The sequence below is a fragment of the Saccharopolyspora sp. NPDC045941 genome, from assembly GCF_056431445.1.
Genome location: NZ_JBWKKU010000010.1, coordinates 115,810 through 139,989 on the forward strand (window position 1 = coordinate 115,810; position 24,180 = coordinate 139,989).

General features: G+C 71.7%; 23 protein-coding genes. 14 read left to right on the forward strand and 9 right to left on the reverse strand.

From position 1 onward, the window contains the following. Window positions 1-55: 55 nt before the first annotated feature. The 7 genes from AC07FN_RS10790 to bla all read left to right on the forward strand — a co-directional run bounded on the left by AC07FN_RS10790 (window position 56) and on the right by bla (window position 6,547). Window positions 56-823, forward strand: coding sequence for an IclR family transcriptional regulator (locus AC07FN_RS10790; protein WP_478395428.1), 768 nt, complete (start codon window positions 56-58; stop codon window positions 821-823). Window positions 824-1,183: 360 nt separating this feature from the next. Beyond that, window positions 1,184-1,378 carry a hypothetical protein gene (locus tag AC07FN_RS10795; protein ID WP_478395429.1) on the forward strand — a complete coding sequence of 65 codons (195 nt, stop codon included), beginning with the start codon at window positions 1,184-1,186 and terminating at the stop codon, window positions 1,376-1,378. A 107-nt stretch (window positions 1,379-1,485) separates the two neighbouring features. Continuing rightward, window positions 1,486-2,508, forward strand: a complete 1,023-nt coding sequence (locus tag AC07FN_RS10800) for a YdcF family protein (RefSeq protein ID WP_478395430.1) — start codon at window positions 1,486-1,488, stop codon at window positions 2,506-2,508. A 22-nt stretch (window positions 2,509-2,530) separates the two neighbouring features. Then, window positions 2,531-3,679 (forward strand): VanZ family protein, encoded by a 1,149-nt coding sequence (locus tag AC07FN_RS10805; RefSeq protein ID WP_478395431.1) that lies wholly within the window; start codon window positions 2,531-2,533, stop codon window positions 3,677-3,679. A gap of 20 nt (window positions 3,680-3,699) precedes the next feature. Then, window positions 3,700-4,584, forward strand: a complete 885-nt coding sequence (locus AC07FN_RS10810; RefSeq protein WP_478395432.1) for a LysR family transcriptional regulator — start codon at window positions 3,700-3,702, stop codon at window positions 4,582-4,584. Then, window positions 4,581-5,477 (forward strand): serine hydrolase, encoded by an 897-nt coding sequence (locus tag AC07FN_RS10815; protein WP_478395433.1) that lies wholly within the window; start codon window positions 4,581-4,583, stop codon window positions 5,475-5,477. Before AC07FN_RS10810 ends, AC07FN_RS10815 begins: the two co-directional genes overlap by 4 nt. Window positions 5,478-5,629: 152 nt before the next feature. After that, entirely contained in the window at window positions 5,630-6,547 is a 918-nt protein-coding gene (bla, locus tag AC07FN_RS10820; RefSeq protein ID WP_478395434.1) for a class A beta-lactamase, read from the forward strand. 22 nt (window positions 6,548-6,569) lie between these two features. Here bla and AC07FN_RS10825 read toward each other — a convergent pair whose 3' ends face one another. Further along, window positions 6,570-7,781 carry a sensor histidine kinase gene (locus AC07FN_RS10825; RefSeq protein ID WP_478395500.1) on the reverse strand — a complete coding sequence of 404 codons (1,212 nt, stop codon included), beginning with the start codon at window positions 7,779-7,781 and terminating at the stop codon, window positions 6,570-6,572. Between the two features lie 171 nt (window positions 7,782-7,952). On the opposite strand from AC07FN_RS10825, the gene AC07FN_RS10830 reads away from it, so the two are divergent. Then, a complete protein-coding gene (locus AC07FN_RS10830; protein ID WP_478395435.1) occupies window positions 7,953-9,209 on the forward strand; it encodes a DUF418 domain-containing protein in 1,257 nt (418 codons plus the stop codon). 55 nt (window positions 9,210-9,264) lie between these two features. On the opposite strand, the gene AC07FN_RS10835 is transcribed toward AC07FN_RS10830, so the two are convergent. Then, entirely contained in the window at window positions 9,265-10,719 is a 1,455-nt protein-coding gene (locus tag AC07FN_RS10835) for an MFS transporter (RefSeq protein WP_478395436.1), read from the reverse strand. 149 nt (window positions 10,720-10,868) lie between these two features. Here AC07FN_RS10835 and AC07FN_RS10840 point away from each other — a divergent pair, with 149 nt between their 5' ends. The 3 genes from AC07FN_RS10840 to AC07FN_RS10850 all read left to right on the forward strand — a co-directional run bounded on the left by AC07FN_RS10840 (window position 10,869) and on the right by AC07FN_RS10850 (window position 13,939). Beyond that, window positions 10,869-11,786, forward strand: coding sequence for an AraC family transcriptional regulator (locus AC07FN_RS10840; RefSeq protein WP_478395437.1), 918 nt, complete (start codon window positions 10,869-10,871; stop codon window positions 11,784-11,786). 117 nt (window positions 11,787-11,903) lie between these two features. Further along, window positions 11,904-12,341 carry a DUF2871 domain-containing protein gene (locus AC07FN_RS10845; protein ID WP_478395438.1) on the forward strand — a complete coding sequence of 146 codons (438 nt, stop codon included), beginning with the start codon at window positions 11,904-11,906 and terminating at the stop codon, window positions 12,339-12,341. Continuing rightward, window positions 12,338-13,939, forward strand: a complete 1,602-nt coding sequence (locus AC07FN_RS10850; RefSeq protein WP_478395439.1) for an MFS transporter — start codon at window positions 12,338-12,340, stop codon at window positions 13,937-13,939. The genes AC07FN_RS10845 and AC07FN_RS10850 overlap by 4 nt, the downstream gene beginning before the upstream one ends. Before the next feature lie 34 nt (window positions 13,940-13,973). Here AC07FN_RS10850 and ligD read toward each other — a convergent pair whose 3' ends face one another. Next, the gene (gene ligD / locus AC07FN_RS10855) at window positions 13,974-14,972 is read right to left on the reverse strand and encodes a non-homologous end-joining DNA ligase (protein WP_478395440.1); all 999 of its coding nucleotides are present in this window, start codon (window positions 14,970-14,972) and stop codon (window positions 13,974-13,976) included. A gap of 129 nt (window positions 14,973-15,101) precedes the next feature. Between ligD and AC07FN_RS10860 the strand changes: the two genes are divergently transcribed. Continuing rightward, the gene (locus AC07FN_RS10860; RefSeq protein WP_478395441.1) at window positions 15,102-16,583 is read left to right on the forward strand and encodes an SDR family oxidoreductase; all 1,482 of its coding nucleotides are present in this window, start codon (window positions 15,102-15,104) and stop codon (window positions 16,581-16,583) included. 191 nt (window positions 16,584-16,774) lie between these two features. Further along, a complete protein-coding gene (locus AC07FN_RS10865; protein WP_478395442.1) occupies window positions 16,775-18,571 on the forward strand; it encodes an alkyl/aryl-sulfatase in 1,797 nt (598 codons plus the stop codon). Between the two features lie 69 nt (window positions 18,572-18,640). On the opposite strand, the gene AC07FN_RS10870 is transcribed toward AC07FN_RS10865, so the two are convergent. After that, on the reverse strand, window positions 18,641-19,147 hold the full coding sequence (locus AC07FN_RS10870) for a DUF1269 domain-containing protein (RefSeq protein WP_478395443.1): 507 nt from the start codon (window positions 19,145-19,147) through the stop codon (window positions 18,641-18,643). Window positions 19,148-19,415: 268 nt separating this feature from the next. Between AC07FN_RS10870 and AC07FN_RS10875 the strand changes: the two genes are divergently transcribed. Further along, window positions 19,416-20,498 (forward strand): AI-2E family transporter, encoded by a 1,083-nt coding sequence (locus AC07FN_RS10875; RefSeq protein ID WP_478395444.1) that lies wholly within the window; start codon window positions 19,416-19,418, stop codon window positions 20,496-20,498. A 21-nt stretch (window positions 20,499-20,519) separates the two neighbouring features. On the opposite strand, the gene AC07FN_RS10880 is transcribed toward AC07FN_RS10875, so the two are convergent. The 5 genes from AC07FN_RS10880 to AC07FN_RS10900 all read right to left on the reverse strand — a co-directional run bounded on the left by AC07FN_RS10880 (window position 20,520) and on the right by AC07FN_RS10900 (window position 23,872). After that, window positions 20,520-21,131, reverse strand: a complete 612-nt coding sequence (locus AC07FN_RS10880) for a LysE family translocator (protein ID WP_478395445.1) — start codon at window positions 21,129-21,131, stop codon at window positions 20,520-20,522. Between the two features lie 74 nt (window positions 21,132-21,205). Continuing rightward, window positions 21,206-21,610 carry a DUF4440 domain-containing protein gene (locus tag AC07FN_RS10885; RefSeq protein ID WP_478395446.1) on the reverse strand — a complete coding sequence of 135 codons (405 nt, stop codon included), beginning with the start codon at window positions 21,608-21,610 and terminating at the stop codon, window positions 21,206-21,208. Then, complete coding sequence (locus AC07FN_RS10890; RefSeq protein ID WP_478395447.1) at window positions 21,589-22,266, reverse strand: MBL fold metallo-hydrolase; 678 nt, start codon at window positions 22,264-22,266, stop codon at window positions 21,589-21,591. Before AC07FN_RS10890 ends, AC07FN_RS10885 begins: the two co-directional genes overlap by 22 nt. Before the next feature lie 49 nt (window positions 22,267-22,315). Beyond that, complete coding sequence (locus AC07FN_RS10895) at window positions 22,316-23,032, reverse strand: DUF7144 family membrane protein (RefSeq protein WP_478395448.1); 717 nt, start codon at window positions 23,030-23,032, stop codon at window positions 22,316-22,318. Between the two features lie 60 nt (window positions 23,033-23,092). Then, window positions 23,093-23,872: a maleylpyruvate isomerase N-terminal domain-containing protein gene (locus AC07FN_RS10900; RefSeq protein WP_478395449.1), complete on the reverse strand. Its 780-nt coding sequence runs from the start codon at window positions 23,870-23,872 to the stop codon at window positions 23,093-23,095. Window positions 23,873-24,180: the final 308 nt, after the last annotated feature.

Here is a 24,180-nt window from a genome sequence, read left to right on the forward strand (position 1 = left end):
GCCCGGCTCGCGCAGTCGCAGGACGATGTTCGCTTGAGAAGAATAGAATTCCAGCATGAAGAACAAGCCGTCCTACGCGCTGGCGTCCGTCGACAACGCGCTGCTGCTCCTGCAGATGCTGCGCGACCAGGGTGGCCTGCGGGTCAGCGAGGCGGCCGAGGAGCTCGGCATCGCCCGCTCCACCGCGCACCGCCTGCTGTCGATGCTGGTGTACCGGGACTTCGCGATCCAGGACGACCGGCGCACCTACGTGCCGGGCCCGGCGCTGGCCGCGAGCCAGGTGGCCGGCCACCCGAACCAGCGGCTGCGAAAGGCGCTCCACCCGCACATGGACGCGCTGTGCGAGCGGGTGCAGGAGACGGTGAACCTGATGGTCCGGGTGGGCACCCAGACCCGGTTCCTCGCCAGCGTCGAGTCGACGCAGGTCCTGCACGTCGGCGACCGGCGCGGCACCATCCTGCCCGCGCACCTGTCCTCGGGCGGGAAGGCGCTGCTGGCGGAGCTGGAGCGGACCCAGCTGGAGCAGCTCTACCGGCCGGGCGAGCCGGACCGGCAACTCCCGGAGCGGGAGTGGAAGACGCTGCTGCGCGAGCTCAAGGCGGCCCGCGAGACCGGCTACGCCCTCAACCGCGAGCGGACCGAAGACGGCGTGGCGGCGGTCGGCATGTGCGTCCACGACGGCTCCGGCGAACCCGTCGGGGCCCTGTCGATCTCGGCCCCCGCGGCGCGCTTCGCACCCAAGCGGATCCCGGTGCTGGTGCAGGAGATGCGCGCCGCGGTCGCCCGCGCCGAGATCGACCTCAAATCCCTCCCCGACCTGTGACCGGCGGGACGGCCCTGGGCTGGGCGCTCGGCGTCGCGGGCGTCCTGCTCTGGCTCTGCCTCCGCCCGGCCGCCGGGATCCGCAATTTCAATGGAAATCAGAGCTCTGATTTCCATTGAAATTGCGGACCACGAGGACCCCTCGTGAGCCTGGTACGGCGGCTGCAGCTGGCGCGACCTGCCCGAGGGCTAGTGAGCGGGCGAGGTGCGCACGGCGCAGGGGCGGCTCGTCCCGGCCGCCTAAGCGCCGTGGATGCGGCACGCGAGGTGTGGATCCACGCGGTCGACCCCGGCAACGGCGGCAGCTTCGTCGACGTCCCGCCGGACTTCCTCGACGCCTGACGGCCGACATAGCCGGCCTGTGGCAGCGCAAGGCCCGGCGCTGCTGCTCCGCCCGGACGACCGGGACGCCGAGTACCGGGTGGACATCGACGGCGATACCCCGCACATGGTGCGAGGATCCACTGTGGACCTCGTTCGCCCGCTGTCCGGCCAGGGTTCGGGCGATCTGAAGGCCGAAGGCGGAGAACTCCCGGAACTCGGCCGCTGGCTCTAAAACGCTCGTGAGTACTTTGGACCGCTATAGCAGCACAAACTACTCACGACCCGGGTCTGCGGAAACGTGCGGCCGCGGTCCAAACCACCATCGGTTACGCTTCCGCCGTGCACGACGACTACCAGGTCCCCATCGCGCTCTTCTTCGTGCCGGCGGGTGTCTTCTTCGCAATGTTCTTGGTGAGCTTCGCCTTCGACCGCCGGAAGGTGCGCAACGGCCTCTACCTGTTCTTCGCGCTCGTGTTCCTGGTGGGCGCGTCGCTGATGGCGCTCGCTTCGAAGTCGCTGGCAGTCGCCGAGTTCGTGCTCATCTCGCTGCTGTTCCTCTTCGTGCTGATGATCCTGGTGCTCGCGATCTTCCTGATCGCCAACGGCGTGACGATGATCCGCCGGGAGGGCAGGCGCCTGGCCAACCTGCTGTCGCTGGCCGCGGGCATCGGGATCTTCGCCTACATCGGGTTGCGGGCGCTGGCCAACAGCGTCCAGTGGACCCCGCTGCAGGCGACCATGGACGCCGTCGGTGCCGTGCTCTCGTACGTTTCCCTGCTGTTCATGTGCTTCCTGCTCTACTCCTTCGTCTACGGCCGGATCTGGCACCGCCGCGCCGTCGACTTCGTCGTGGTGCTCGGTTCCGGCCTGATCGGCTCGCGCGTGCCGCCGCTGCTGGCCAGCCGTCTCGACCGCGGTCGCGCCGTGTTCGACGCCCAGCGGGCGAAGGGGCGCGACCCAGTGCTGGTGACCTCCGGCGGTCAGGGGCCGGGCGAGGACCTGCCCGAGGCGCGCGCGATGGCCGATTACCTCATCGACAAGGGTGTGCCGGAGGACCGGATCCTGGTCGAGGACCAGTCGCGCAGCACCGAGGAGAACCTGCGGTTCAGCAAGGCGATCATGCAGCAGCACCAACCGAAGTACCGGTGCGTGGTGGTGACGAACAACTACCACGTCATGCGCGCCGCCACCATCGCGCGCAAGGAGAAGGTCAACGGCCAGGTGCTCGGTTCGCCGACGGCGCGCTACTTCTGGCCGAGCGCGACGATCCGCGAGTTCGTGGCGGTCTTCCTGTCGCACAAGATCGTGAACTTCGGCATCTGCGCGTTCCTGATCATCACGAACGTGCTGCCGGCTCTCTAGGACAGCTGAGGGGCAGGTCGATTTGAGCGCGAGGTTGACGCCGGCGGTGCTGGCGATCGCCATCGGCGTCCTGCTCGCGGTCGCCTGCTTCGTCCCGTACGTCGCGAGGCAGTACCGGCGGCGCGGCGAGCTCGGCATCGGCAACGCCGTGCTGGCGTTCGCCGGGCTGATCTACGGGCTCGGCCTGGTCGCCTACGTGCTCGTCCCGTTCCCGACGGTGGGGCCCGACTTCTGCGCCGTCTCCGGTGCGGGCGGGCCGCAGCTGGTCCCGTTCAACTTCCTGCGCGACATGCAGAAGGAGGCCACCGGCAGCGGGATCGCGGCGACGCTGCGCAACCCCGCGCTGACGCAGGTGCTGCTGAACGTGGCGCTCTTCGTCCCGCTGGGCATGTTCGTCCGGTACATGTTCCGGCGCGGCGTGGCGGCGACCGCGGTCATCGGACTCGCCGTGTCGCTGCTGATCGAGACGACGCAGCTAACCGGGATCTGGTTCCTGTACCCGTGCGCCTACCGGCTGTTCGACGTCGACGACCTGATGGCCAACGGTCTGGGGGCGCTGGCCGGGGCGCTGGCGGCTCCTGTCCTGCGCGCCGTGCCCGGCCAGCGGCTCGGCACCGAACCGGGAACACCGCGCCCGCTCACCCGGTCCAGACGGGTCCTGGCGGCCGTGTGCGACCTGTTGATCTTCAAGCTTTCCGGCGTGCTGGTCGCCACGGCCGGAACCGTGCTGGTGGTGGCGGTCAACGGCGAGCTGTTCGACGAAGACGGGACCAGGATCGTTCACCTGGCCGGCCAGGAGGCGGCTCAGCTCGTCGGCGTCTGGCTGCCGTGGCTCGTGCTCGCGGTCGTGCTTCCGCTGGCGGGCAGCGCGACCAGCCTCGGGCAGCGCATCGTTCGGCTGCGGGTGGTCGCCGAGGACGGGAGCGCCCCGGGTGCCCGGGCGCGGTTGGTGCGCAGCCTCACGGGCGTCGGCGGCTACCTGCTGCTGGTGCAGCTGGGCGATCTGCCCGTGCTGACGATGTTCTCCCTGCTGGGTTCCGCCTTCGCGGTGGTGTCGTTCGTCGCGCTGTTCACCACATCCGGGTTCCGCGGCCTGTCCTGCCGCTTCGCACGGCTGCGGATGGTCGACGCCCGAACACCGAGCGAGGAGCCCGCCGAACCGGCCCGGTGAGCGCCTGTTTGGATCGGGGCGTGGATCTGTTGCGTCACCTCCGCTTCTTCGTCGCCGTGGCCGAGGAAGGCCATTTCGGACACGCCGCGGACCGGCTCGGGATGACGCAGCCGCCGCTGTCCCAGGGCGTCCAGCGGCTCGAGACCAGGCTCGGTGTCACCCTGCTGACCAGGGGTTCTCGCGGCGTGGGGCTGACCACCGCCGGGGCCGAGCTGCTGCCCAGGGCGCGGGCCCTGCTCGACGGGGCGGAGCAGTTCGAGGAGGAAGCGCGCCGCCAGCGGGAGAACCGCGGCGCGGTGCGCGTCGGCGTCGTCGCGGCGCTCAGCGACCGGCAGGTCGCGGCCCTGACGGCCGCGGTGCGGGCCGCCGCGCCCGATCCGGCGGCGCGCACCGTGATCATCACGACGGCCGCGACGGTCGACCTCGTCGACGCGGTCACCGCCGGCCGGCTCGACTGCGCGGTGGTGCACCACCCGGCGCTGATCGGTGCCCTGCAGGCCGGTCCGGTCCGGAAGATCCCGCGTTCGCTGCTGGTGCCCGCCGACCACCCGGCGGCGCGCCGCAAGCAGTCGCTGCGCTCGCTGGCGGGCCTGGCCTGCGCGACCGCGCCGCGCAGTCACGGGACGGCCGCGTTCGACCTGCTCGTCGACACGTTGCGGATCAAGGGGCTCGACCCGGACTTCCTGCCCGCGGCGGGTGATCGCGACGCGCTGACCGCGGTCGCCGCCGGGCGTGCCTTCGCCCTCACCACCGACCCGTCGCTGGAGGCCTCCGGCGTGACCCGGCTGCAGGCTCCGGGGGAGGACCTCGCGCTGCGGGTGCGGCTGGTCTGGCAGGAGCCCGCGCCGCCGGACGACGTGCTCGCGGCGGTCGAGGCCGCGCTGCGTCCGGAGGCGCCGCGGTGAGCCCGGTCGAGCGCCGCATCCGCGAGGTGCTGGCCGACGCCGGCGCCGAGGGCTGGGTACACGCGAAGCCGCTGAACCCCGCGTCGGAGCGGGAGATCGACGTGGGCGGCGACGAGCTCGTCGTCACGGCGTCGGTCTACAAGCTGCCGCTGCTCGTGGCGTTGTGCCGCGCGTTCGACGCCGGTGCCCTCGATCCGCGGGCCAGGGTGCGGATCGATCCCGCGTCCTGCACGCCCGGGCCCACCGGGATGTCGGCCTTCCAGGACCCGGTCATGGTGTCCTGGCGCGACCTCGCCGCGTCGATGATCGGCGTCTCGGACAACGCGGCGGCGGACCTGATCCTCGGCGAGGTGGGGCTCGACGCGCTCGCCGACACCCTCGCCGACCTGGGGTTGTCCCGCACCCGCGTGGTCGGTGGCACCGCCGACTCGCACGCCGCGCTGATCCGCGACACCGGCACGACCACCGCGGCCGAGGCGTTCGCGCTGCTCAGCGACAACGACGCCGCCCGCACGGTGAGCGCCTACGACCCGTCGTACGCCAGCGCCACCACACCGCGCGAGATGACCCGGTTGCTCGAACTCATCTGGGCCGACGCGGTCGCGTCGCCGGAGCAGTGCGAGTTCATCCGGAGGCTGCTGGCGAACCAGGCGTGGCAGCACCGGATCCGGGCCGGGTTCCCGTACCGCGGGGTCCGGGTCGCGGGCAAGACCGGCACGATCGGCGCGGTGCGCAACGAGGTGTCGGTGGTGGAGTTCGACGGCGAAACGCCGGTCGCGGTGGCGGTGTTCACGCTCGCGGCCCGCGCCGACGCCGCGCTGCCCGGGGTGGATGCGGCCATCGCGGAATGCGCCCGGATCGCGGTCACGGACCTGCGTTCCGGCCGGTTGTGAGCGAACTTTTTTTCGCGGGCCGGGAGCGGCTGGGCGCCGCCCGGCAGCTGCGGCCATATCGAATCGCTATCGGACGCGGGTCGGGCGTGGATTGGCGCTATCGGTCGCGGGCTGCTTGATTGGCGGCAGACCCGATCGATTGGAGAATTTCCTTGCAGCACCACGAAACCCGCGTTGGACGCCGAGCGATCCTGGGTGCGCTGCTGGCCGCCCCGGCGGTCGCCGCGTGCGGTTCGAGCGGCGTAGCGGCGGCGCCGAGCGACGCGGGGCCGGACCTGACCGGCAAGCACGCCCCGGTCTTCGCCGACCTGGAACGCCGCTACGACGCCCGGCTCGGGCTGTTCGCGGTCAACGTCCACACCGGACGTTCCCTGGGGTACCGCGCCGACGAGCGCTTCGCGATGTGCTCGACGTTCAAGACCTACGCGGCCGGCGCTCTGCTGCACCAGCACGGCCTGGCCGACGGCTACTTCGACAAGCTGATCCACTACACCAAGGCCGATCTGGTGGCGAACTCGCCGGTCACCGCGCCCAATGCGGGCATCGGCATGATGGTCAACGAGCTGTGCGCCGCGGCGATCACCCGCAGCGACAACACCGCGGGCAACCTGCTGCTCGCCGAGCTCGGCGGCCCGCCCGCGATCACCGCGTTCGCGCGCTCGATCGGCGACGGCAGCACCCGCCTGGACCGCTGGGAAACGGACCTCAACACGGCGATCCCCGGCGACGAGCGCGACACCACCACGCCGGCCGGGATCGCCGCGGGCTACCGGGCGCTGGTGGTGGGCGACGCCCTCGGCGCGCCGGAGCGCGACCGGCTGACCGGGTGGCTGTTCACCAACACCACCGGCGCCGCCCGGATCCGCGCGGGCCTGCCGCCGGCCTGGCGCACCGGCGACAAGACCGGCACCGGGGACTACGCCTCGGGCAACGACGTGGCCGTCACCTGGACCGATCGCGGCCAGGCCATCGTCATCGCCGTCCTGACCACCCGCCCGCGGAAGGACGACAAGGTCGACAACGGGCTGCACGCCGACACCGCGCGCGTCGTCGCCGCGGCGCTGGGCTGATCCCGGCCACTGTGGACGATCGTCAGCTGGCGGGAAGCGTTGCGGTCACGCGGAAACCGCCGTCGGGCAGCGGCCCCGAGCCGATGTCGCCGCCCGCCAGCTGCACGCGTTCGGCGAGCCCGATCAGGCCCTGCCCGCCGCTGGGCAGGCTGCGCCGGAAGCCCTCGGCGGGACGGCTGTTGCGCACCGAGATCTCCAGGTTCTCGGGCCGGTAGGAGAGCGCGACCGAGGCGTGCGAACCGCCCGCGTGCTTGTGCACGTTGGTCAGCGCCTCCTGGATGACCCGGTACGCGGCGCGCTCGACGTGGTCGGGCAGCCGCCGGCGGTCGCCGTCGATGCGCAGCTCGGCGGCCAGACCGGCGTCCCGGGAGGCGGAAACGAGCGCTTCGACGTCCTGCAGGGTCGGCTGGGGCGGCTCGGGCCGCTGGTCGGAGGGGTCCGAGCGCAGCACGCCGATCATCTGCCGGAGCTCGTTCAGCGCGCCGCGGCCGACGTCCTGGATGGTCGCGGCCGCCTGGGCCGCCTTCGCGGGATCGCGCTCGGCCAGCAGCTCCAGCGCGCCCGCGTGCACCACGACCAGGCTCACCTGGTGCGCGATGGAATCGTGCATCTCGCGGGCGATGCGGGCGCGCTCCTCGGCGCGGGTCTGCTCGGCGATGAGGGCCTGCTCCCGCTCGGCCCGCTCGGCGCGTTCCACCCAGTGGGCCAGCCGCGCGCGACGACCGGCCATGTAGAGCCCGACGACCAGCGGGAACAGGTTGAGCAGCGACATCATGACCACCAGCGCGGCGAAGTTGCCGATGCTGCTGAACGTGGCGACCTCGCGCATGAAGGACCGCGACGCGACGATGCTCAGCGCCGCGGTGCCCCAGATCTGCCAGCGCTTCCGGCCGTAGGCGCCCAGCGCGTACTGCGCGACGAAACCGCCCATGTAGAACGGCGTCGCCAGGTGCGTGACCGTCGCGGCCAGGGCGACGGTGACCGGGAACCGCCGCATCCCGAGCAGGGCGAGCGAGCCCACGAGCCCGGTCCCCAGCTGCCACCACATCTCGAGGTCGTGGTCCGGGTTGTTCAGGATCGTGGCCCACAACGAGAGGAAGAAGACGAATCCGCTGATGACGGCGAGGATCACCCACCGGGGCACCCGCGCCATCCAGGCCGGCCGCGTGCCGACGAAGTTCGGCTGCTCGTCGGGGGTGAGCTTGCCCGGGAAGTTCGCGATCAGACTCCGCATTGCCACGACACAAGCGTATGGGAACGACGCGCCGACCGAATTGGCCTGCGGTCGTACGACTCAGGTATGACTCCCGCGTTGCGGCACATGGGTTTCTGCGATCCGGGAATGATCACGGCATGGGACTCGCGGTCGATGCCCGCGCAGGACCGCCCGCCATAGCTTTGGTCCATGGTCCACACGAACGAAAGCCGGACGGCACCCAGCACCGTCGAGATACCCGAACCGCGGCCGCGCCCGGCGCGCCTGGGCGGTGTCGACCTGGCCCGCGCATTGGCGGTGCTGGGCATGTTCGTCGCGCACATCGGGCCGGCGATGCTGGATCCGCAGGCGGGCACGGCGGCGGAGGTGCTGGCGAAGCTCGGCAACGGGCACGCGTCGATCCTGTTCGCCACGCTGGCCGGCGTGTCGCTCGCGCTGCTCACCGGTGGCAGCGATCCGCACGACGGCGCGCTGCTGCGGCGGGATCGCGTCCGGATCGCCGTCCGGGCGGCGATCCTGTTCGTGCTCGGCATGGCGCTGACGCAGATCGGCGCCCCGATCATGGTGATCCTGTCGTTCTACGCGATCTACTTCGTGCTCGCCCTGCCGATGCTGCGCATGCCTCCCGTGGCGCTCGCGGCGCTCGCCGGGATGTGGGCGCTCGCCGCCCCGCAGGTCTCGTTCCTCATCCGCGGCTCGGTCGAAAGCGCGGAAACGGCAGGCGGCGCGTTGTCCTTCGACGACCTGGCCTCGCCCCAGGAAGCCGGGGCCGGGCTGCTGCGGCTGCTGCTCGACGGCGCGTACCCGGTGCTGACCTGGATGCCGTTCGTGTTCGTCGGCATCGCGGTCGGGCGGCTCGATCTGCGCTCGACGGCCGTTCGGCTGCGGCTGCTGGTGGCGGGCGCCGGTGTGGCGGTCGTCGGGTACGGCGGTTCGTGGCTCGCGCTGAACGTCTTCGGCGGCGTGAAAGCGCTTTCCCCGCTGCTGGACGCGCTGAGCCCGATGGCGGCCGAGCTCGGGAAGAGCCCGATGGAGCTCCTGCAGATGTCGAACTTCGGGACGGTGCCCGCAGGCACTCCGGCGATGTTGCTGCTGGCGGCGCCGCATTCCGGCACGACGTTCGAGATCGTGGGCTCCACCGGCGTCGCGCTGGCGGTCCTCGCGCTCTGCCTGTTCGCCGGTGACCGGCTGGGCCGCGCGCTCGCGCCGCTGACGGCGGTCGGCGCCCTGGCGCTGAGCGTCTACACGGCGCAGGCGGTGGCGCTGAAGATCCTGGTGGACACCGCGGCACCGGCGATGGCGGCGTACCCGTGGCTCCCGCTGATCGGCTTCGCGCTGGTCTCGATGCTGTTCTGCGGATTGTGGCGACCATTCCTCGGCCGCGGCCCGCTGGAGCGAGTCCTGCACTGGACGTCGGTCCGAGTCGCCGCCGCGGTCGTCCGCTGACCGGCCCGGCACGACGCCTGCCCGCCGGGAACGCACCCCGGCGGGCAGGCGGGGTTCAGCGCGCCGCTTCGACGACGGGCTCCGGCTCCGGCTCCGGCTTCGGCGCCGGGCGCAGGGCGACGAAGGCGATGACGAGGCCGGCGAACACGAAACCGGCGGAGAGGAGGAAGCTCATGCTGTAGCCGTCGCGCAGTGCCGACAGCGCGTCCGCGCCGGCCTGGAGCCGGGCGTCGGTGTGACCGGCGGCGAGCGTCGCCAGGGTCGCGAGTCCGACGGCCGCCCCGGCCTGCTGGGCGGTGTTGTTGAGCCCGGAGGCCAACCCGGCGTCGCGCGGGTCGGCGCCCGACATGGCCATCGTGATGACGGCGGGTATCGCCAGCCCCATCCCGGCGCCCATCAGGAAGAGCGTCGGCAGCACGTCCGCGAAGTAGTCGCCGCCCACCGGGGCGCGGCTGAGCAGCGCCAGCCCGGAGCCCAGTGCGAACAGGCCGGTGAGCAGCACCTTCCGGGCGCCGAACCGGTCGGTCAGCCGGGCGGCGAAGAACAGCGAGACGGTGCCGAGCGTCACCGGTGCCGGGACGAAGGCCAGCCCGGTCTGCAGCGAGTCGAAGCCCAGCACCCGCTGCAGGTACAGCGCGTTGAAGAACTGGAAACCGAAGCCCGCGGCGAACACGAGCACCACGACGACGTTGGCGGCGGAGAGCTGCCTGCTCCGGAAGATCCGCAGCGGCAGCAGCGGAGTGGCCGTTTTCGCCTGGCGCACCAGGAAAGCCGCCACCAGCGCGACGGCGACCACGGCGCAGCCGAGCGTCGTCCCGGTGCTGCTGGTCGGCTCGGCCAGCTGCACGATCGCGTACACGCCCAGCGACAGCCCGGCGGTGACCAGGACCGCGCTCAGAAGGTCGGCGCCGCGGCGGAAGCCGAGCCCGGGGGAGTCGGCCAGCACCCGGACCGCCAGCACGAGCGTCACCGCCCCGATCGGCACGTTCACCAGGAATGCGCCTTCCCAGCCCAGGGTTCGGGTGAGGACGCCACCGGCGATGAGCCCGATCGCGCCGCCGCCGGCGGAGACGAAGCTGTAGATGCCCATCGCCCTGGCCTGCTCGCCGGGCCGCGGGTACAGCGCGGCGATCATGCCCAGGATCACCGCGGACGACAGCGCGCCGCCGACGCCCTGCGCGAACCGCCCGACCACCAGCATCGCCGGGTCGACCGCCACCCCGCACAGCACCGACGCGGCGGTGAAGATGATCAACCCTGCCACGAACACCTTCTTGCCCCCGATCAGGTCGCCCAGCCGCCCGGACAGCAACAGCAGCCCGGCGAAGGCGATCAGGTAGGAGTTCACCACCCAGGCCAGCCCGGACGGCGAGAAGCCCAGCTCGTCCTGGATGGACGGCAGCGCGACGGTGACGACGGTGCCGTCCAGGACGACCATCAACTGCATGGTCAGCAGCACGCCCAGCGACAGGCCGCGCCGGCGGGGTTGCTGCGAAACGCTCTGAGTCATCGACGAGTCTTCCCGGTGAGATCTGCGGACCGCGGACCCGATCGGCCCGCGTTGAAGCAAAGCTAATCCGCGATCATGAGACGAACGATGGCTGAGAATCTCGATTTGATGTCCGGTCGTATCAAGAGCGGGCACGATAGGATTCCGGCGTGGATGTGCTGAGTGACACCGTCGCCGCGCTGCGCACCGGGCGGGCCGCCTCGGGGACGTTCGTCCGGCACGCGCCGTGGGGGCGCCGGTACTCGAAGGCGTCGGGCGCGGGATTCCACGTGGTGCTGCAGGGTTCCTGCTGGCTGATCCCGCGCGCCGGCGAACCGGTCCCGCTGGGCGTCGGTGACGTCGCCTTCCTGTACCTGGACGAGGGCCACGGGCTCGCCGACAGCCCGGGCACGCCGCTCGACGAGATCCCCGGGCCGGGCGAGCCGCGCGTGGTCGACGGGACGGGCGCGCGTTCGACGCTGCTCTGCGGCGTGTACGAGTTCGCTTCCGGCTGGTCGCATCCGTTGCTGGATGAGCTGCCCGAGGTCGTGCACGTCCCGGCGCGCCTCGGCCGCCATCCCGAACTGCGCGCGGCGGTCGACCTGCTCACCGCCGAGCTCGCCGGCGACCGGCCCGGCCGGGACGCGATGGTGCCCGCCCTGCTGGACGTGCTGCTCATCTGCACGCTGCGGGCCTGGTTCGACGAGCGGGCCGAGGGCGACCGCATCACGGGCTGGGCTTCGGTGTTCCAGGACCGGGCGATCACCGCCGCTCTCGCCGCGATGCACGGCGATCCCGCGCACCAGTGGACGGTAGAGGGGCTCGGCGCGCGGGTCGGGATGTCGCGCGCCACCTTCTCGCGCCGCTTCACCGCGCTGGTCGGCGAACCGCCGCTGACCTACCTGACCAGGTGGCGGATGATCAACGCGGCCCGCCGCCTGCGCGAAACCGACGCGGCGCTGTCGGCGATCGCCGAAGAGGTCGGCTACGCCTCGGAATACGCGTTCGCCAAGGCGTTCAAGCGGGCGCACGGCGCCGCTCCGGGCCAGTACCGCCGCGAGCAGCTCGCGCATCGATCGAACGGTTGATTTCGCGGTGCACCCTTCGGCTCCGCGCGGCCATCCCGCGGTGCGATGTTCCGGACGACCGGCTCGACCACAGTGGATACCGGTGGAACGCCCCGGTTGGAAGGAAGCGCATCGGCGATGAAGAAGCTGTACTGGTCGGCACTTCTCTACATGATCCTCGGGCTGGCCGCGGGGCTGTACTACCGCGAGTTCACCAAGGCGCTGGACTTCACCGGCGACACCCAGCTCTCCGTTCTGCACACCCATCTGCTCGCGCTGGGCATGCTGTTCTTCCTGCTGGTGCTGGCGCTCGACAAGGCCTTCGCGCTGTCCGGGAACAAGCTGTTCACGCTGTTCTTCTGGTTCTACAACTCCGGTCTCGCCCTCACCGCGGCGATGATGCTCGTGCACGGCACGCTGACCGTGCTGGGCAACGAGAGCTCGGCCGCGATCTCCGGGATCGCCGGTCTCGGCCACATCCTGATCACGCTCGGCCTGATCCACCTGTTCCTGGCACTTCGAAAGGCGTTGCCCGGCAAGGAGAACGCCGATCAGCGCGCCGAAGCGATCCGGTGACCGAGCCGGGCAGCGCGGGCCCGCCGCGCAAGTGGGCGGCGCTGGCGGTGCTCGCCGCCGGGCTGTCCATGATCGTCGTCGACGGCACGATCGTCGGGGTCGCGCTCCCGGTCATCATCGGCGACCTGTCGCTGGACATCAGCGACGCGCAGTGGATCAACAGCCTGTACTCGGTGGTGTTCGTGGCCCTGCTGCTGACCGCGGGCAGCCTCGGCGACCGGCTCGGGCGGCGGCGCCTGTTCGTCGTCGGCGTCGTGGTGTTCGCGGCGGGCAGCCTGCTCGCCGGGCTCGCGGGCGGCGCCGGTGGGCTGATCGCCGCCCGGGTGGTGCAGGGCGTCGGCGGGGCCGCGGTGCTGCCGGCGACCCTCTCCACGGTCAACGCGGTGTTCCGCGGGCGGGACCGGGTGATCGCCTTCGCCATCTGGGGTTCGGTCATCTCCGGGATGGCGGCCGTCGGCCCGCTGCTGGGCGGCTGGCTGACGAGTTCGGCGAAATGGCAGTGGATCTTCCTGGTCAACCTGCCGATCGCGGCGGTCGTGCTCGTCGGGGCCTGGCTCGTCGTGCCCGAGACCCGCGCTGAGGCGGCCGAGCCGGGCCGCGACGTCGTGGGGCTGCTGCTGAGCGTGCTGGGCTTCGGCGCGGTCGTGTTCGCGGTGATCGAAGGCGCCGCGCTGGGCTGGTGGCGCCCGGCGGCGGACTTCGCCGTCCTCGGCTTCACCTGGCCGAGATCGGCGCCGGTGTCGATCGTCGTGCCCAGCGCCGCGATCGGCCTGCTCGCGCTGGTGCTGTTCGTCGCGTGGGAGCGCCACCGCGCCCGTATCGGCCGCTCGGTGATCCTGGACTCGGTGATCCTGGACCTGGGCCTGTTCGGCATCCCGGCCTTCCGGTGGGGGAACCTGACGGCGCTGGCGGTCGCGGTCGGTGAGTTCGGGCTGCTGTTCGTGCTTCCGCTGTTCCTGGTGAACGTCCTGGCGATGAGCACGATGTCGGCCGGGCTGGTGCTGGCCGCGATGGCGGCGGGCGCGTTCGCGTCCGGGGCCGCCGCACGACACCTCGCCGCCCGGCTCGGACCGCCGAAGGTCGTCGTGACCGGCCTCCTGCTGGAGGTCATCGCCGTCCTCGCGATCGCGCTCCTCGTCGGCCCCGAGATCTCGCCGTGGCTGCTCGCGCTGCTGCTTGTCGGCTACGGCGCGGGGCTGGGCCTGTCCGCCGCGCAGCTGACCGGCACGACGCTGGCCGACATCCCGGCCGCGAAGTCCGGGCAGGGATCGGCGACGCAGAGCACGGTGCGCCAGCTCGGGGCGGCGCTGGGCACGGCCATCGCCGGTGCGGTGCTCGCCCTCGGCCTGTCGGGCGCCACCGAAGCCGAGCTGCTCGCCGCGCACGTCCCGCCCCCTGCCGCGCACGAGCTGGCCGAAGGCACCCGCGAATCGGCCGGGGCGCTGATCCGCGAGCTCCGCGCGACCGATCCCGCGGTCGTCCCGGCGCTGTCCCGGGGATTCGGCGACGCCACCCGCGATGCGGTGCTGTTCAACGCGGCTTTCCTGGTGCTGGGACTGGTCGGCGCCACCCGGGTGTCCACTGTGGCCACTCAGTAGGAGATCGCCGCGGCGAGCCCGGGAATGAGGCGGGTCAGGACTTCTTGGCGCGGCTCGGCGCGACGCGGGGCGGCTCGTTGGGCTGCTTCGGGTAGACCGGCGGCCACGGCGCGTCCAGCAACCCGTCGGCCATGTCCCGCCGGGACCGTTCGAGCAGCGGCTCGATCGACTGCGGCCGCCGACCGGCCCACGGATCGCCGAGCTCCGCGACCCGGTCCGGCACGGTCGCGATGGTGAGCTCGTCGGGGTCGACCGATTCGAGCTCGTCCCAGCCGATCGGGGTCGAGACCTGCGCGCCCACCCGGGGCCGCACGCACCACGCGCCGAAAACCGTCTTGTGCGGGGCGTTCTGGTTGAAGTCGACGAAGACCCGCGCGCCCCGCTCCTCCTTCCACCACTTCGCGGTGATGAGATCGGGGTGGCGGCGCTCCAGCTCGCGGGCCAGCGCGACCGCGGCGGCCCGCACCTCGAAGCTGTCCCAGCGCGGTTCCAGCGAAGCGTAGATGTGCAAGCCCCGGGATCCCGACGTCTTCACCTGCGCGGCGATGCCGTCCCCGGCGAGCAGCTCCCTGGTCGCCACGGCGGCCTCCACCACCTGCGGATACCGCACGCCGGGGGAGGGATCGAGGTCGATGCGCAGCTCGTCGGCGATCTCCGGCGTGTCGGCGTGGTACGGCCAGACGTGGAACCCGAGGCACCCCAGGTTCACGGCCCAGACGATGTGCGCCAGGTCGGCGGCGACGAGCGCGTCGCTGGTGGTGCCGTTGGGCGTGGCGACGACGGTGGTCTGCAGCCAGGGCGGCGCGGACTTCGGCACCCGCTTCTGGAAGAAGGACTTGCCCCCGGCGCCGTCCGGGTACCGCTCCAGCAGCAGCGGCCGCCCCTGCAACGTGCCCAGCAGCGGCCCGGCGACGGCCTGGTAGTACCGGACGAGGTCGAGCTTCGTCTCGCCGCGCCGGCTGAAGAAGACCTTGTCGGGATGCGAAACCGAAACCTCGGTCCCCCCGACGTCCACCGTGACGCCCTCACCCATCGCACAACCCTCCGCTCGGTCACCCGCAGCAAGCCTAGGTCGTCGCAGGCCCGGCCACCGGGATGTTCGACGCGCGGTGCCGGGGCGGCCCGACTTGTCGGTGCCGGGCCCCGGTCATACCGTTCCGCAATGGCCGAATCCACGTCCCGGCTCTGCCTGGTGACCGGAGCGACCGGCTACATCGGCGGCCGCCTGGTGCCGCTGCTGCTCGACGCGGGCCACCGGGTCCGCTGCCTCGTCCGCTCCCCGGAGAAGCTCCGCGACGTGCCGTGGCGCGACCGGGTCGAGGTGGTGCGCGGCGACCTGCTCGACGCCGACCAGGTGCGCTCCGCCTGCGAAGGCGTCGACGTCCTGTACTACCTGGTCCACTCGTTGGCGAAGAAGGGATTCGCCGACCTCGACCGGCGGTCCGCGGCCATCGTGGCTGCCGAGGCGGAGCGGGCGGACGTGGCGCGGATCGTCTACCTCGGCGGCGTGCACCCCGCGTCCGGCCGGTTGTCCGAGCACCTCCGATCGCGCGCCGAGGTCGGCGAGATCCTGCTGCGCGGCGGGGTCCCGGCGGTCGTCCTGCAGGCGGCGGTGATCATCGGATCCGGCTCGGCGAGCTTCGAGATGCTGCGCTACCTCACCGAACGGCTGCCGCTGATGGTCACGCCGAGCTGGGTGCGCAACCGGGTGCAGCCGATCGCGATCCGCGACGTGCTGCACTACCTGGTCGGCGCGGCGCGGTTGCCGGCGGCGGTCAACCGGACCTTCGACATCGGCGGCCCGGACGTGCTGACCTACGCGGACATGATGAGCGGCTTCGCAGCGGTGGCCGGGCTCCCGCGGCGGCGGATGGTGTCGGTCAGGGTGCTCTCGCCCCGGCTGAGCTCGCTCTGGATCAACATCGTCACCCCGGTGCCGCGCAGCATCGGCGCGCCGCTGATCGAATCGCTGATCAACGAGGCGATCTGCGCCGAGCACGACATCGACGAGTTCGTCCCGCCGCCGAAGGGCGGGACGACGAGCTACCGGGACGCGGTCGGTCTCGCCCTCCGGAAGATCCGGCGCGGCGAGGTGGAAACGAGGTGGTCGGACGCGTCGCCGGCGGGCGCCCCGTGGGAGCCGCTGCCATCGGACCCGCCGTGGTCCGGGGGCAGCGCGTACCGGGACGTGCGCGAGCACCGGACCACCGCGTCGGCGCCGGACGTCTGGCGGGTCGTGGAGGGGATCGGCGGTGGCAACGGCTGGTACTCGTTCCCGCTCGCGTGGGCTGTGCGGGGCTGGGCCGACCGCCTGATCGGCGGCGTCGGCCTGCGGCGAGGCCGCCGGGACCCGCGCCGCCTGCGCACCGGTGATGCGCTCGACTGGTGGCGCGTGGAGGAACTCGTGGACGGCCGCTACCTCCGGCTGCGGGCGGAGATGAAGGTGCCGGGGCGGGCCTGGCTGGAGATGTCGGTGGAGCCCGGCGGGACGGCCGGGTCCTGCTACCGCCAGCGCGCGGTGTTCATCCCGAGGGGCCTGCTCGGCCACGCCTACTGGTGGGCGGTGGCGCCGTTCCACGGCCTGGTCTTCGGCGGAATGGCCCGCAACATCACGAGCGCCGCCGAGCGCACCGCAACGGGATAGTCCTAAGTGGATGCTGACCTTCGCCGCGCGCGCCGCGGTTGCCGCCGAAACGTTCGGACGCTCCGTTCGCGATGCGGGCACCCCGGTGAGCGGTTGTACTGGATCCGCTGTTGCAGAGCGCGATTCGGCACCGGCGCGAAGGCTCCAGGATCGAGGCGCGCGAGGTGTTCGCGGACGTTCAGGAGTGTCTCGTGAGTGAGCTGCCCTTCTCCGATCGCGCAGATTTCGGCGACGCCGACCGCGGGTTCATCGCCGCGCTGAAACCCGGCGCGGTGCAGGACGACGAGGGGCGCGTCGTGTGGGACGCCGACGCCTACGGCTTCCTGGACGGCGACTGCCCGGCGACGGTCGATCCCAGCCTGTGGCGGCAGTCCCAGCTGTGCGCCAGGCAGGGGCTCTACGAGGTCGTCCCGGGCATCTACCAGGTCCGCGGCCTCGACCTGTCGAACATGACGCTGGTCGAGGGCGAGCGCGGCGTGATCGTGATCGATCCGCTGGTGTCCGTCGAGACCGCCGCGGCGGCGCTGGCCCTCTACCGGCGGCACCACGGCGACCGCCCGGTCACGGCGGTGATCTACACGCACTCCCACGTCGACCACTTCGGCGGCGTCGAAGGCGTCACGTCCGGCGGCGTGCCGGTCCTGGCCCCGGCCGGGTTCATGGCGCACGCCGTGTCGGAGAACGTCTACGCCGGGACCGCGATGGCCCGGCGCGGCGCCTACCAGTACGGCATGGTGCTGCGGAACGGCCCGGACGGACAGGTCGGCACCGGGCTGGGGCAGGCCGTGTCGAAGGGCCGCGTATCGCTGATCCCGCCCACGACGGACATCACCCGCACCGGGCAGGAGGAGACGCTCGACGGGGTGCGCATCGAGTTCCAGCTCACGCCGGGCACCGAGGCGCCCGCGGAGATGAACTTCCACTTCCCGCAGCACCGCGCGCTGTGCCTGGCGGAGAACGCGACCCACAACATGCACAACGTCCTCACCTTGCGCGGTGCCGAGGTGCGCGACACCCGCATGTGGTCGCGCTACCTCACGGAGACCATCGCGCGCTACGCCGGGCAGACCGACGTCGCGTTCGCCTCCCACCACTGGCCGACCTGGGGCGGCGATCGCGTCCGGAAGTTCCTGACCGAGCAACGCGACCTGTACGCCTACCTGCACGACCAGACGCTGCGGCTGATCAACCTCGGCTACACGGGCGTGGAGATCGCCGAGCTGATCCAGCTCCCGCCGGCGCTGGAAGGCGCCTGGCACGCGCGCGGCTACTACGGTTCGGTGAGCCACAACGTCAAGGCGGTGTACCAGCGCTACATGGGCTGGTTCGACGGCAATCCGGCTTCGCTCTGGGAACACCCGCCGGTGGAATCGGCGAAGCGCTACGTCGACTGCATCGGCGGCGTCGACCGCGTGGTGGAGAAGGCCCGCGAGTACGTGTCCGAGGGCGACCTGCGGTTCGCGGCGCAGCTGCTGAAGCACGCCGTGTTCGCCGAGCCGGGCCACGCCGCCGCCGAAGAGCTGCTCGCGGACACCTACCAGCGGCTCGGGTTCGGCGCGGAGAACGCGACGTGGCGGAACTACTACCTCACCGGAGCCCACGAGCTCCGCCACGGGATCGTCCCGACCCCGACGGCCATCTCCGGCGGGATGGCCGCGGCGCTGACGGTCGGGCAGATCCTGGACTCGGTGGCGATCCGCATCGACGGACCGCGCGCGGCCGGCACCGGACTGGTCATCGACTGGCACGTCACGGACGCCGACGAGCACGTCCGGACCACGCTGTCCAACGGCGTGCTGGTCCAGGAACCCGTCCGGGAAGCCGAACCCGCGGCCCTCGCCCTCACGCTGACGAAGGCCCAACTGCTCGGGCTGGTCGCCGGCCGGCAGCCCGAAGGCATCGACCACCGGGGCGACGCCAGCACCCTCGAGCGCCTGATCGATCTCGCGGACGAGCCGGACCCGAACTTCCCGATCGTCACGCCCTGACGACCTGCTGGCAGGGGCGCGCAAGTCCGTTGTGGGCGAAGCCGGGGCCCGGGGCGGTCGTCCGCCTGCTCAGCCGGCCGGATTCGTCTCGGTGCCCTCGAACGTGTGGCGCAGCGCGGCTTCCTGCTCGTTGGACAGGTTCGTGTGGATGAGCTCGGCGTGGCCGCCGGGGAAGTGCTCCTTGATCCGGTCCAGCACCGCGTTGTCGCTGAGCAGGAACAACGCCGAAGTGCCGGGCACGACCTTGTTCCGCGTCTCGTCGATGAAGTCGTCGTCAATGCCCGCATCGGTCAGCGATCCGGCCAGGGCGCCGGTCGCGGCCCCGATGGCGGCGCCGAGGATCGGCACGAAGAAGATCAACCCGAACAGCATGCCCCAGAACATGCCGCCGAGCGCGCCGGCTCCGGTCAGGTCGTGCAGCTGCCGCGTCTTCGGTTTCTTGGCCGACTCCGGCCACGTCACGGTGGCCGCGTCGTAGATGGTGATCAGCCCTTCCTTCTGCAGGGACTGCAGCTTGTGCGCCGCTCCCTCGGCGCCTTGCGGGCTGTCGAACTTCCAGGCGGTCAAAGTGGCCATCGGTTCTCCTCGGACCTGAGCGATTCCACGCGGGCCGGGCGGCCCCAGCTCGCCCAGTAGAACCGCCGGACCACCCCGACGCACCCCAGGCAGAAACCCGAAAGAGTGAAACGAGCCGGGTCTCCCGCCCGGCCCCGGCAACCAGGGAGTTCCGCTGCGCAGACCGCGCTCGTCTGTGTTTGCGCGGTGTGCCCTGCCGACGGACAGTGGCTGTACTGCGCGGCGCTTCGGGCGCCCCGCCGAGGCTCGGCTGGGGGAGGCGGCGGGAATGAGCGGTGCGGAAAGCAGCGGTGCTCCGTCGGGCGCTGCCGGCGGTCGGCCAGGGCTCTCGCTCTTCGACCACGCGAAGATCGCCTGCGTGTACCTGCTGGTCGGGGTCGTCGCCGTGCTGGCGTACTCGGCCCGCAGCATGTTGATCCTGATCTTCCTCGGGTTCTTCCTGGCGCTCGGCGTGGAGCCGATCATCGCCTGGCTGCACCGGCACGGCTGGCGACGCGGGCTGGCCCTGCTGGTGCTGCTCGTGGGCGTCGTGCTGCTCATCGGCGCGCTCGTGCTGCTCGCGCTGGTGCCCGCCGTGGGGCAGGTCGGGCAGCTCGTGTCGGGGATCCCGGAGCTCGTCAGCGGCATCGCGGCGAGGCTCCGCGCCGATCCCGAGCTGCAGGCGCAGCTGAACGACCCGAGCGTGCACGAGCAGCTGCAGAAGGCGATGGGCGCGGTCACCGGCATCCTGACGAGCACCCTGGCAGCGGGGTTCGCCGCGCTCGGGACGTTCTTCGGCGGCATCTTCGCCGCCTGCACCGCAGGAGCCCTGACGGTCTACTTCTCGCTGGCGATGCCCCGGATCAACGCCGCCGTGGAACGCGGCGCGTCGGCCCACGAGGGCCGGGCCGAGGCCCTGCGCGAGGCGATGGGCCGCGTCGGCGGCTACGTCACCGGGCAGGCCTGCGTCTGCCTGTGCGCGGGGATCGCCGCCTACCTGTTCTTCCTCGTCGCGGGCGTGCCCTACCCGGCGCTGCTGGCGCTGGTCGTCGCGCTGTTCGACGCGGTCCCGCAGGTCGGCGCGACGCTGGCATCGGTGACGGGGGTCCTCGTCGCCCTGAGCCAGAGCCTGACGCTGGCGGTGGTGACGCTGATCTTCTTCTGCCTGTACCAGATGGTGGAGAACTACCTGATCGCGCCGCGAATCTTCGCCAAGACGGTGGAGCTGAGCCCGCTCGGCGCGTTCGTCGCGATCCTGCTCGGCGCGGCCCTCGCGGGAGTCCTCGGAGCGCTGACCGCGCTCCCCATCGCGGCGGTCCTGAAGGTCCTCATCCGCCAGTTCCGCGCCGAGCACGCCACTGCCGCCGGCTGATCGACGATCCGGCCACGCGAGTCACCGCTCGGTGAAGGCGAGCTTGGCGCCGAGGGCGACGAACGCCGCTGCGAAGGTGCGGCGCATCCAGGCCAGCACCCGGGGGCGGCTGATCACGTGGTTGCGGATCGCGGCGGCGAACGCGCCGCAGGCGGCGAAGACCACGAACGTCAGCAGCATGAACACACCGCTCAGCTTCACCATGCGGAGGAACGCGTTCGGCTCCGCGCTGCTCACGAACTGCGGCAGGAACGCGAAGAAGAAGATGGTGAGCTTCGGGTTGAGGATGTTCACCAGGACGCCGGAGACGATCACCTTCGCCGCCGAGCGCGGCGCCGTGTCCTGCTCCACGGTCAGCGCGCCCTTGTCCCGCAACGTGCTCCACGCCATGTAGAGCAGGTAAGCCACGCCCAGATACTTGATGACCTGGAACGCAAGGGCGCTGGTGTGCAGCAGCGCGGCGAGCCCGGTGATGGCCGCGAGCATGTGCGGGACGATCCCGAGGGTGCAGCCCACGGCGGCGATGATGCTGGCCCGGGCCCCGTGGGAAAGCCCGGCGGCCAGCGTGTAGAGCATGCCGGTACCCGGCGTCGCGACGATCACCAATGAAGTCAGCAGAAATTCAACGCTCACCCGAGCATTGCTACCACCGCGACGCCGCCGACGGCGGCGCATTCGCGGAGTCCGCGGGCGGAAGACCCACGGCTTCAGTCCGCTACCGCCGTCTCGTGGAGGTGCTGCCAGCGGAGGCCTTCGCCGGTTCGGCGCAGGACCGCCGTCGTCCTGCGGCGGGTCGTCGTGCCTTCGTGGTGGTGGGTTTCGCGGAAGTGCACCACCGCGAAGTCCGCCGCGTCCGCCGCCGTGGTGATCTCGTCGACCTCGATGGTCAGGCCCGGCGCCGCGTTCCGGGCGCCGGCGAGGGCGCCGAAGAGGTCCTCGACGGCCATCGGCCTGCCCTCGGTGGTGATCATGGTGAAGTCGTCGGCGTGCGCGGCCCGCAGCGCGTCCAGCACCGCGGGCCCGCAGTCCGTGCCCAGCCACTCCCCGAGCAGCCGGTGCACCCGCTCGACCTCGGCCGCGAGGTCGGTGCTCACCAGCCGCGCTCGCGCCACTCGGCGAGCTTGGGGCGCTCCGCCCCGAGCGTCGAGTCGTCGCCGTGGCCCGGGTAGAACCAGGTGTCGTCCGGCAGCTCGGCGAAGATCCGGTTCTCCACGTCGTCGATCAGCGACCGGAAGTTCTCCGGGGAGCTCGTCTTGCCCACGCCGCCGGGGAACAGGGAGTCGCCGGTGAACAGGTGCGGGTGCCCGTTCGGGTCGCGGTAGAGCAGGGCGATCGAGCCCGGCGTGTGGCCGCGCAGGTGGATCACCGACAGCTGGGACTCACCGACCTCGATGGTGTCGCCGTGCTCGACGAGGCGGTCCGGCGGCACCGGCAGGGCGTCGGCGTCGGCCGGGTGCGCCAGCGTGAAGCAGCCGGTCTGGCCGGCCACGGCGCCCAGCGCCTGCCAGTGGTCGGCGTGCTGATGGGTGGTCACGATGGTGCGCAGCCGCGGGCGCAGGGCGTCGTGGCCGAGCAGGTCGGCCAGCCGCTCCGAGTCGTTGGCGGCGTCGACCAGCAGCGCGTCGCCGGTGCTGCGGCACACCAGCAGGTACGCGTTGTTGTCCATCGGACCGACCGAGATCTTGGTGATGGTCAGCGCGTCCAGTTCGCGGCGCGCCGGGGCACCACCTGGTTCGACGTGTCCGTCGTACTGTCCTTGAAGCTCCACGGCCCGAGCCTAACGCCCCGCGCTCGCGGTTCCGGCGGATGATCGCCGGTCAGGCGGCAGCCCCACGCGGAGGCACCATCAGGCCGTAGATCACCAGCACGGACATCGCGATGACCACCAGCGACCACAGCGGGAACGCCGCGAGGAAGGCCAGGTGCGCGATCGCGCTCAGCGCGGCGAGGCCGATGCCCGTCATCCGCGCCCACATCTGCCCGTACATGCAGCCGACGCCGGCCACGACCTGCACGACGCCCAGTGCCAGCCAGAACCAGCCCCAGGCGGCGAAGTCGAAGACCAGCAGCTGAGCGGTCCCGACGAGGTAGTAGGTGGGGCGGAACAGCGCGGTGATCCCACCGATGATGTTGAAGATGCCGATCATCGCGATCAGCGACCCGGCGAACGCCAGCCACCCGGACATCGCGCCGGTGGGCTGCGCGGGCGCCATCGCCCACTGCTTCTGCTGCTCAGGCGCAACGGCCTGCTCGGGCATCGTCGTTCCCTCGGCCTTCGCGCGGGACTCGGGCCCGGTCTGCGGACTGGACATCGTGCACGCCCCCTCAAGTTGCTCGATGACGTATCCACCGACAGAGTCGCGCTTTCGGGGCATTCGTGCAGCTCGACCGGGTGGCTCAGGCGGGCGGCTGAGCCGCAGGCCCGGCATCGGGAAGACGAGCACGCTGATCATCGCCGCGCCGACCAGGGCGGAGGCGGTGCTCGTCGGCATCGCGCCGACCTCCGTGCCGATGGTGGTGATCACGACGACCATCGGCAGCGCCGCGGCCGAGAGGCGTTTTGCCTGGTCAGAGGTGAGGGGACACGGGTGTGCTCAGAGCCAGTCCGGGAGGTTCGGGGGGTCGCCGTCCAGCAGCTCCGGGCCGGTCCGGCCCAGCAGCCAGCCGAGCATCGGGCCCGGCTCGCCGCGCACCCGGCTCGGCGGGGCGGTGGTGCCGCGCAGGTCCCAGGTCCGCCGGTGGCCGCCGAAGTCGACCTCCACCGACAGCGCGGGCACGTCCGGCCGCCCGCCGTACTGCTGCACCACGTCCTCCAGCAGCTGCTCCGCGGCCGGCCGCGGGATGTCGTCGAAGTCCACGTCGTGATCGAGGTCGACCAGGTGCACCCAGATCTCCAGCAGGCGCAGCCGCAGCATGTGGTGCGCGGGCATCGGGTCGCCCACCGCGTCGGCGATTTCCGCGGTCCACGCCGCCTCCGGCAGCGCGCGGGCGGCGTGCGCGAAGCGGTCGCAGGACGCCGCCAGGTCCTCCAGCAGCAGCCGGTGGCTGCGCACCGCGCCTTCGGCGATGGCCTCGTCCCGGTCGTCGCGGCTGGCGTACATCGCGTGCTCGATCCCGGTCCGCGCCCAGATCAGCAGGTTGACGAACCCGTCGGCGTTGCGGGCCAGGTGCGTGATCACGTGCGCCCTGCTCCACCCGGGCAGCAGGCTGGGCTGGCGCACGGCCAGCTCGTCGAGCCCGGCGACCGTGTCCAGCAGCCGGCTGCTCGCTTCGTCGATGGCGGTCAGCTGGGTCGTGACCTGGTGGGCGAGTTGTGCGGCGGCCGCCGGCTGCGCAGCGCTGCGGCCACCGGTCCCGAGGGCGATATCAGCCATGAGGTCTACCTCTGCGTGCAGGAGGGAATTTTCGCGACCGGTGAACATCGAGCTTAATTGCGCAGGCCACAGGCGCGACAGTGCCCATTCCGGGGGAATTTGCGTATCGTCGGAGGAGTCGCGGTCGACCTCCCCGTGTGTCACTCGTTCGGCTACGGGGTGGTTGTTGCGCGGGCTGCGCGCCGCACGCGATCCGTGACTGTCAGAGGCCCCGAATAGCATGGGCGGGCGACGTCGCGTACCTGCCGATGCACTGCCTGCAGCCGGCGCGCGTCCACGTCAACACCAGAACTTTTCGAAGGGATCAC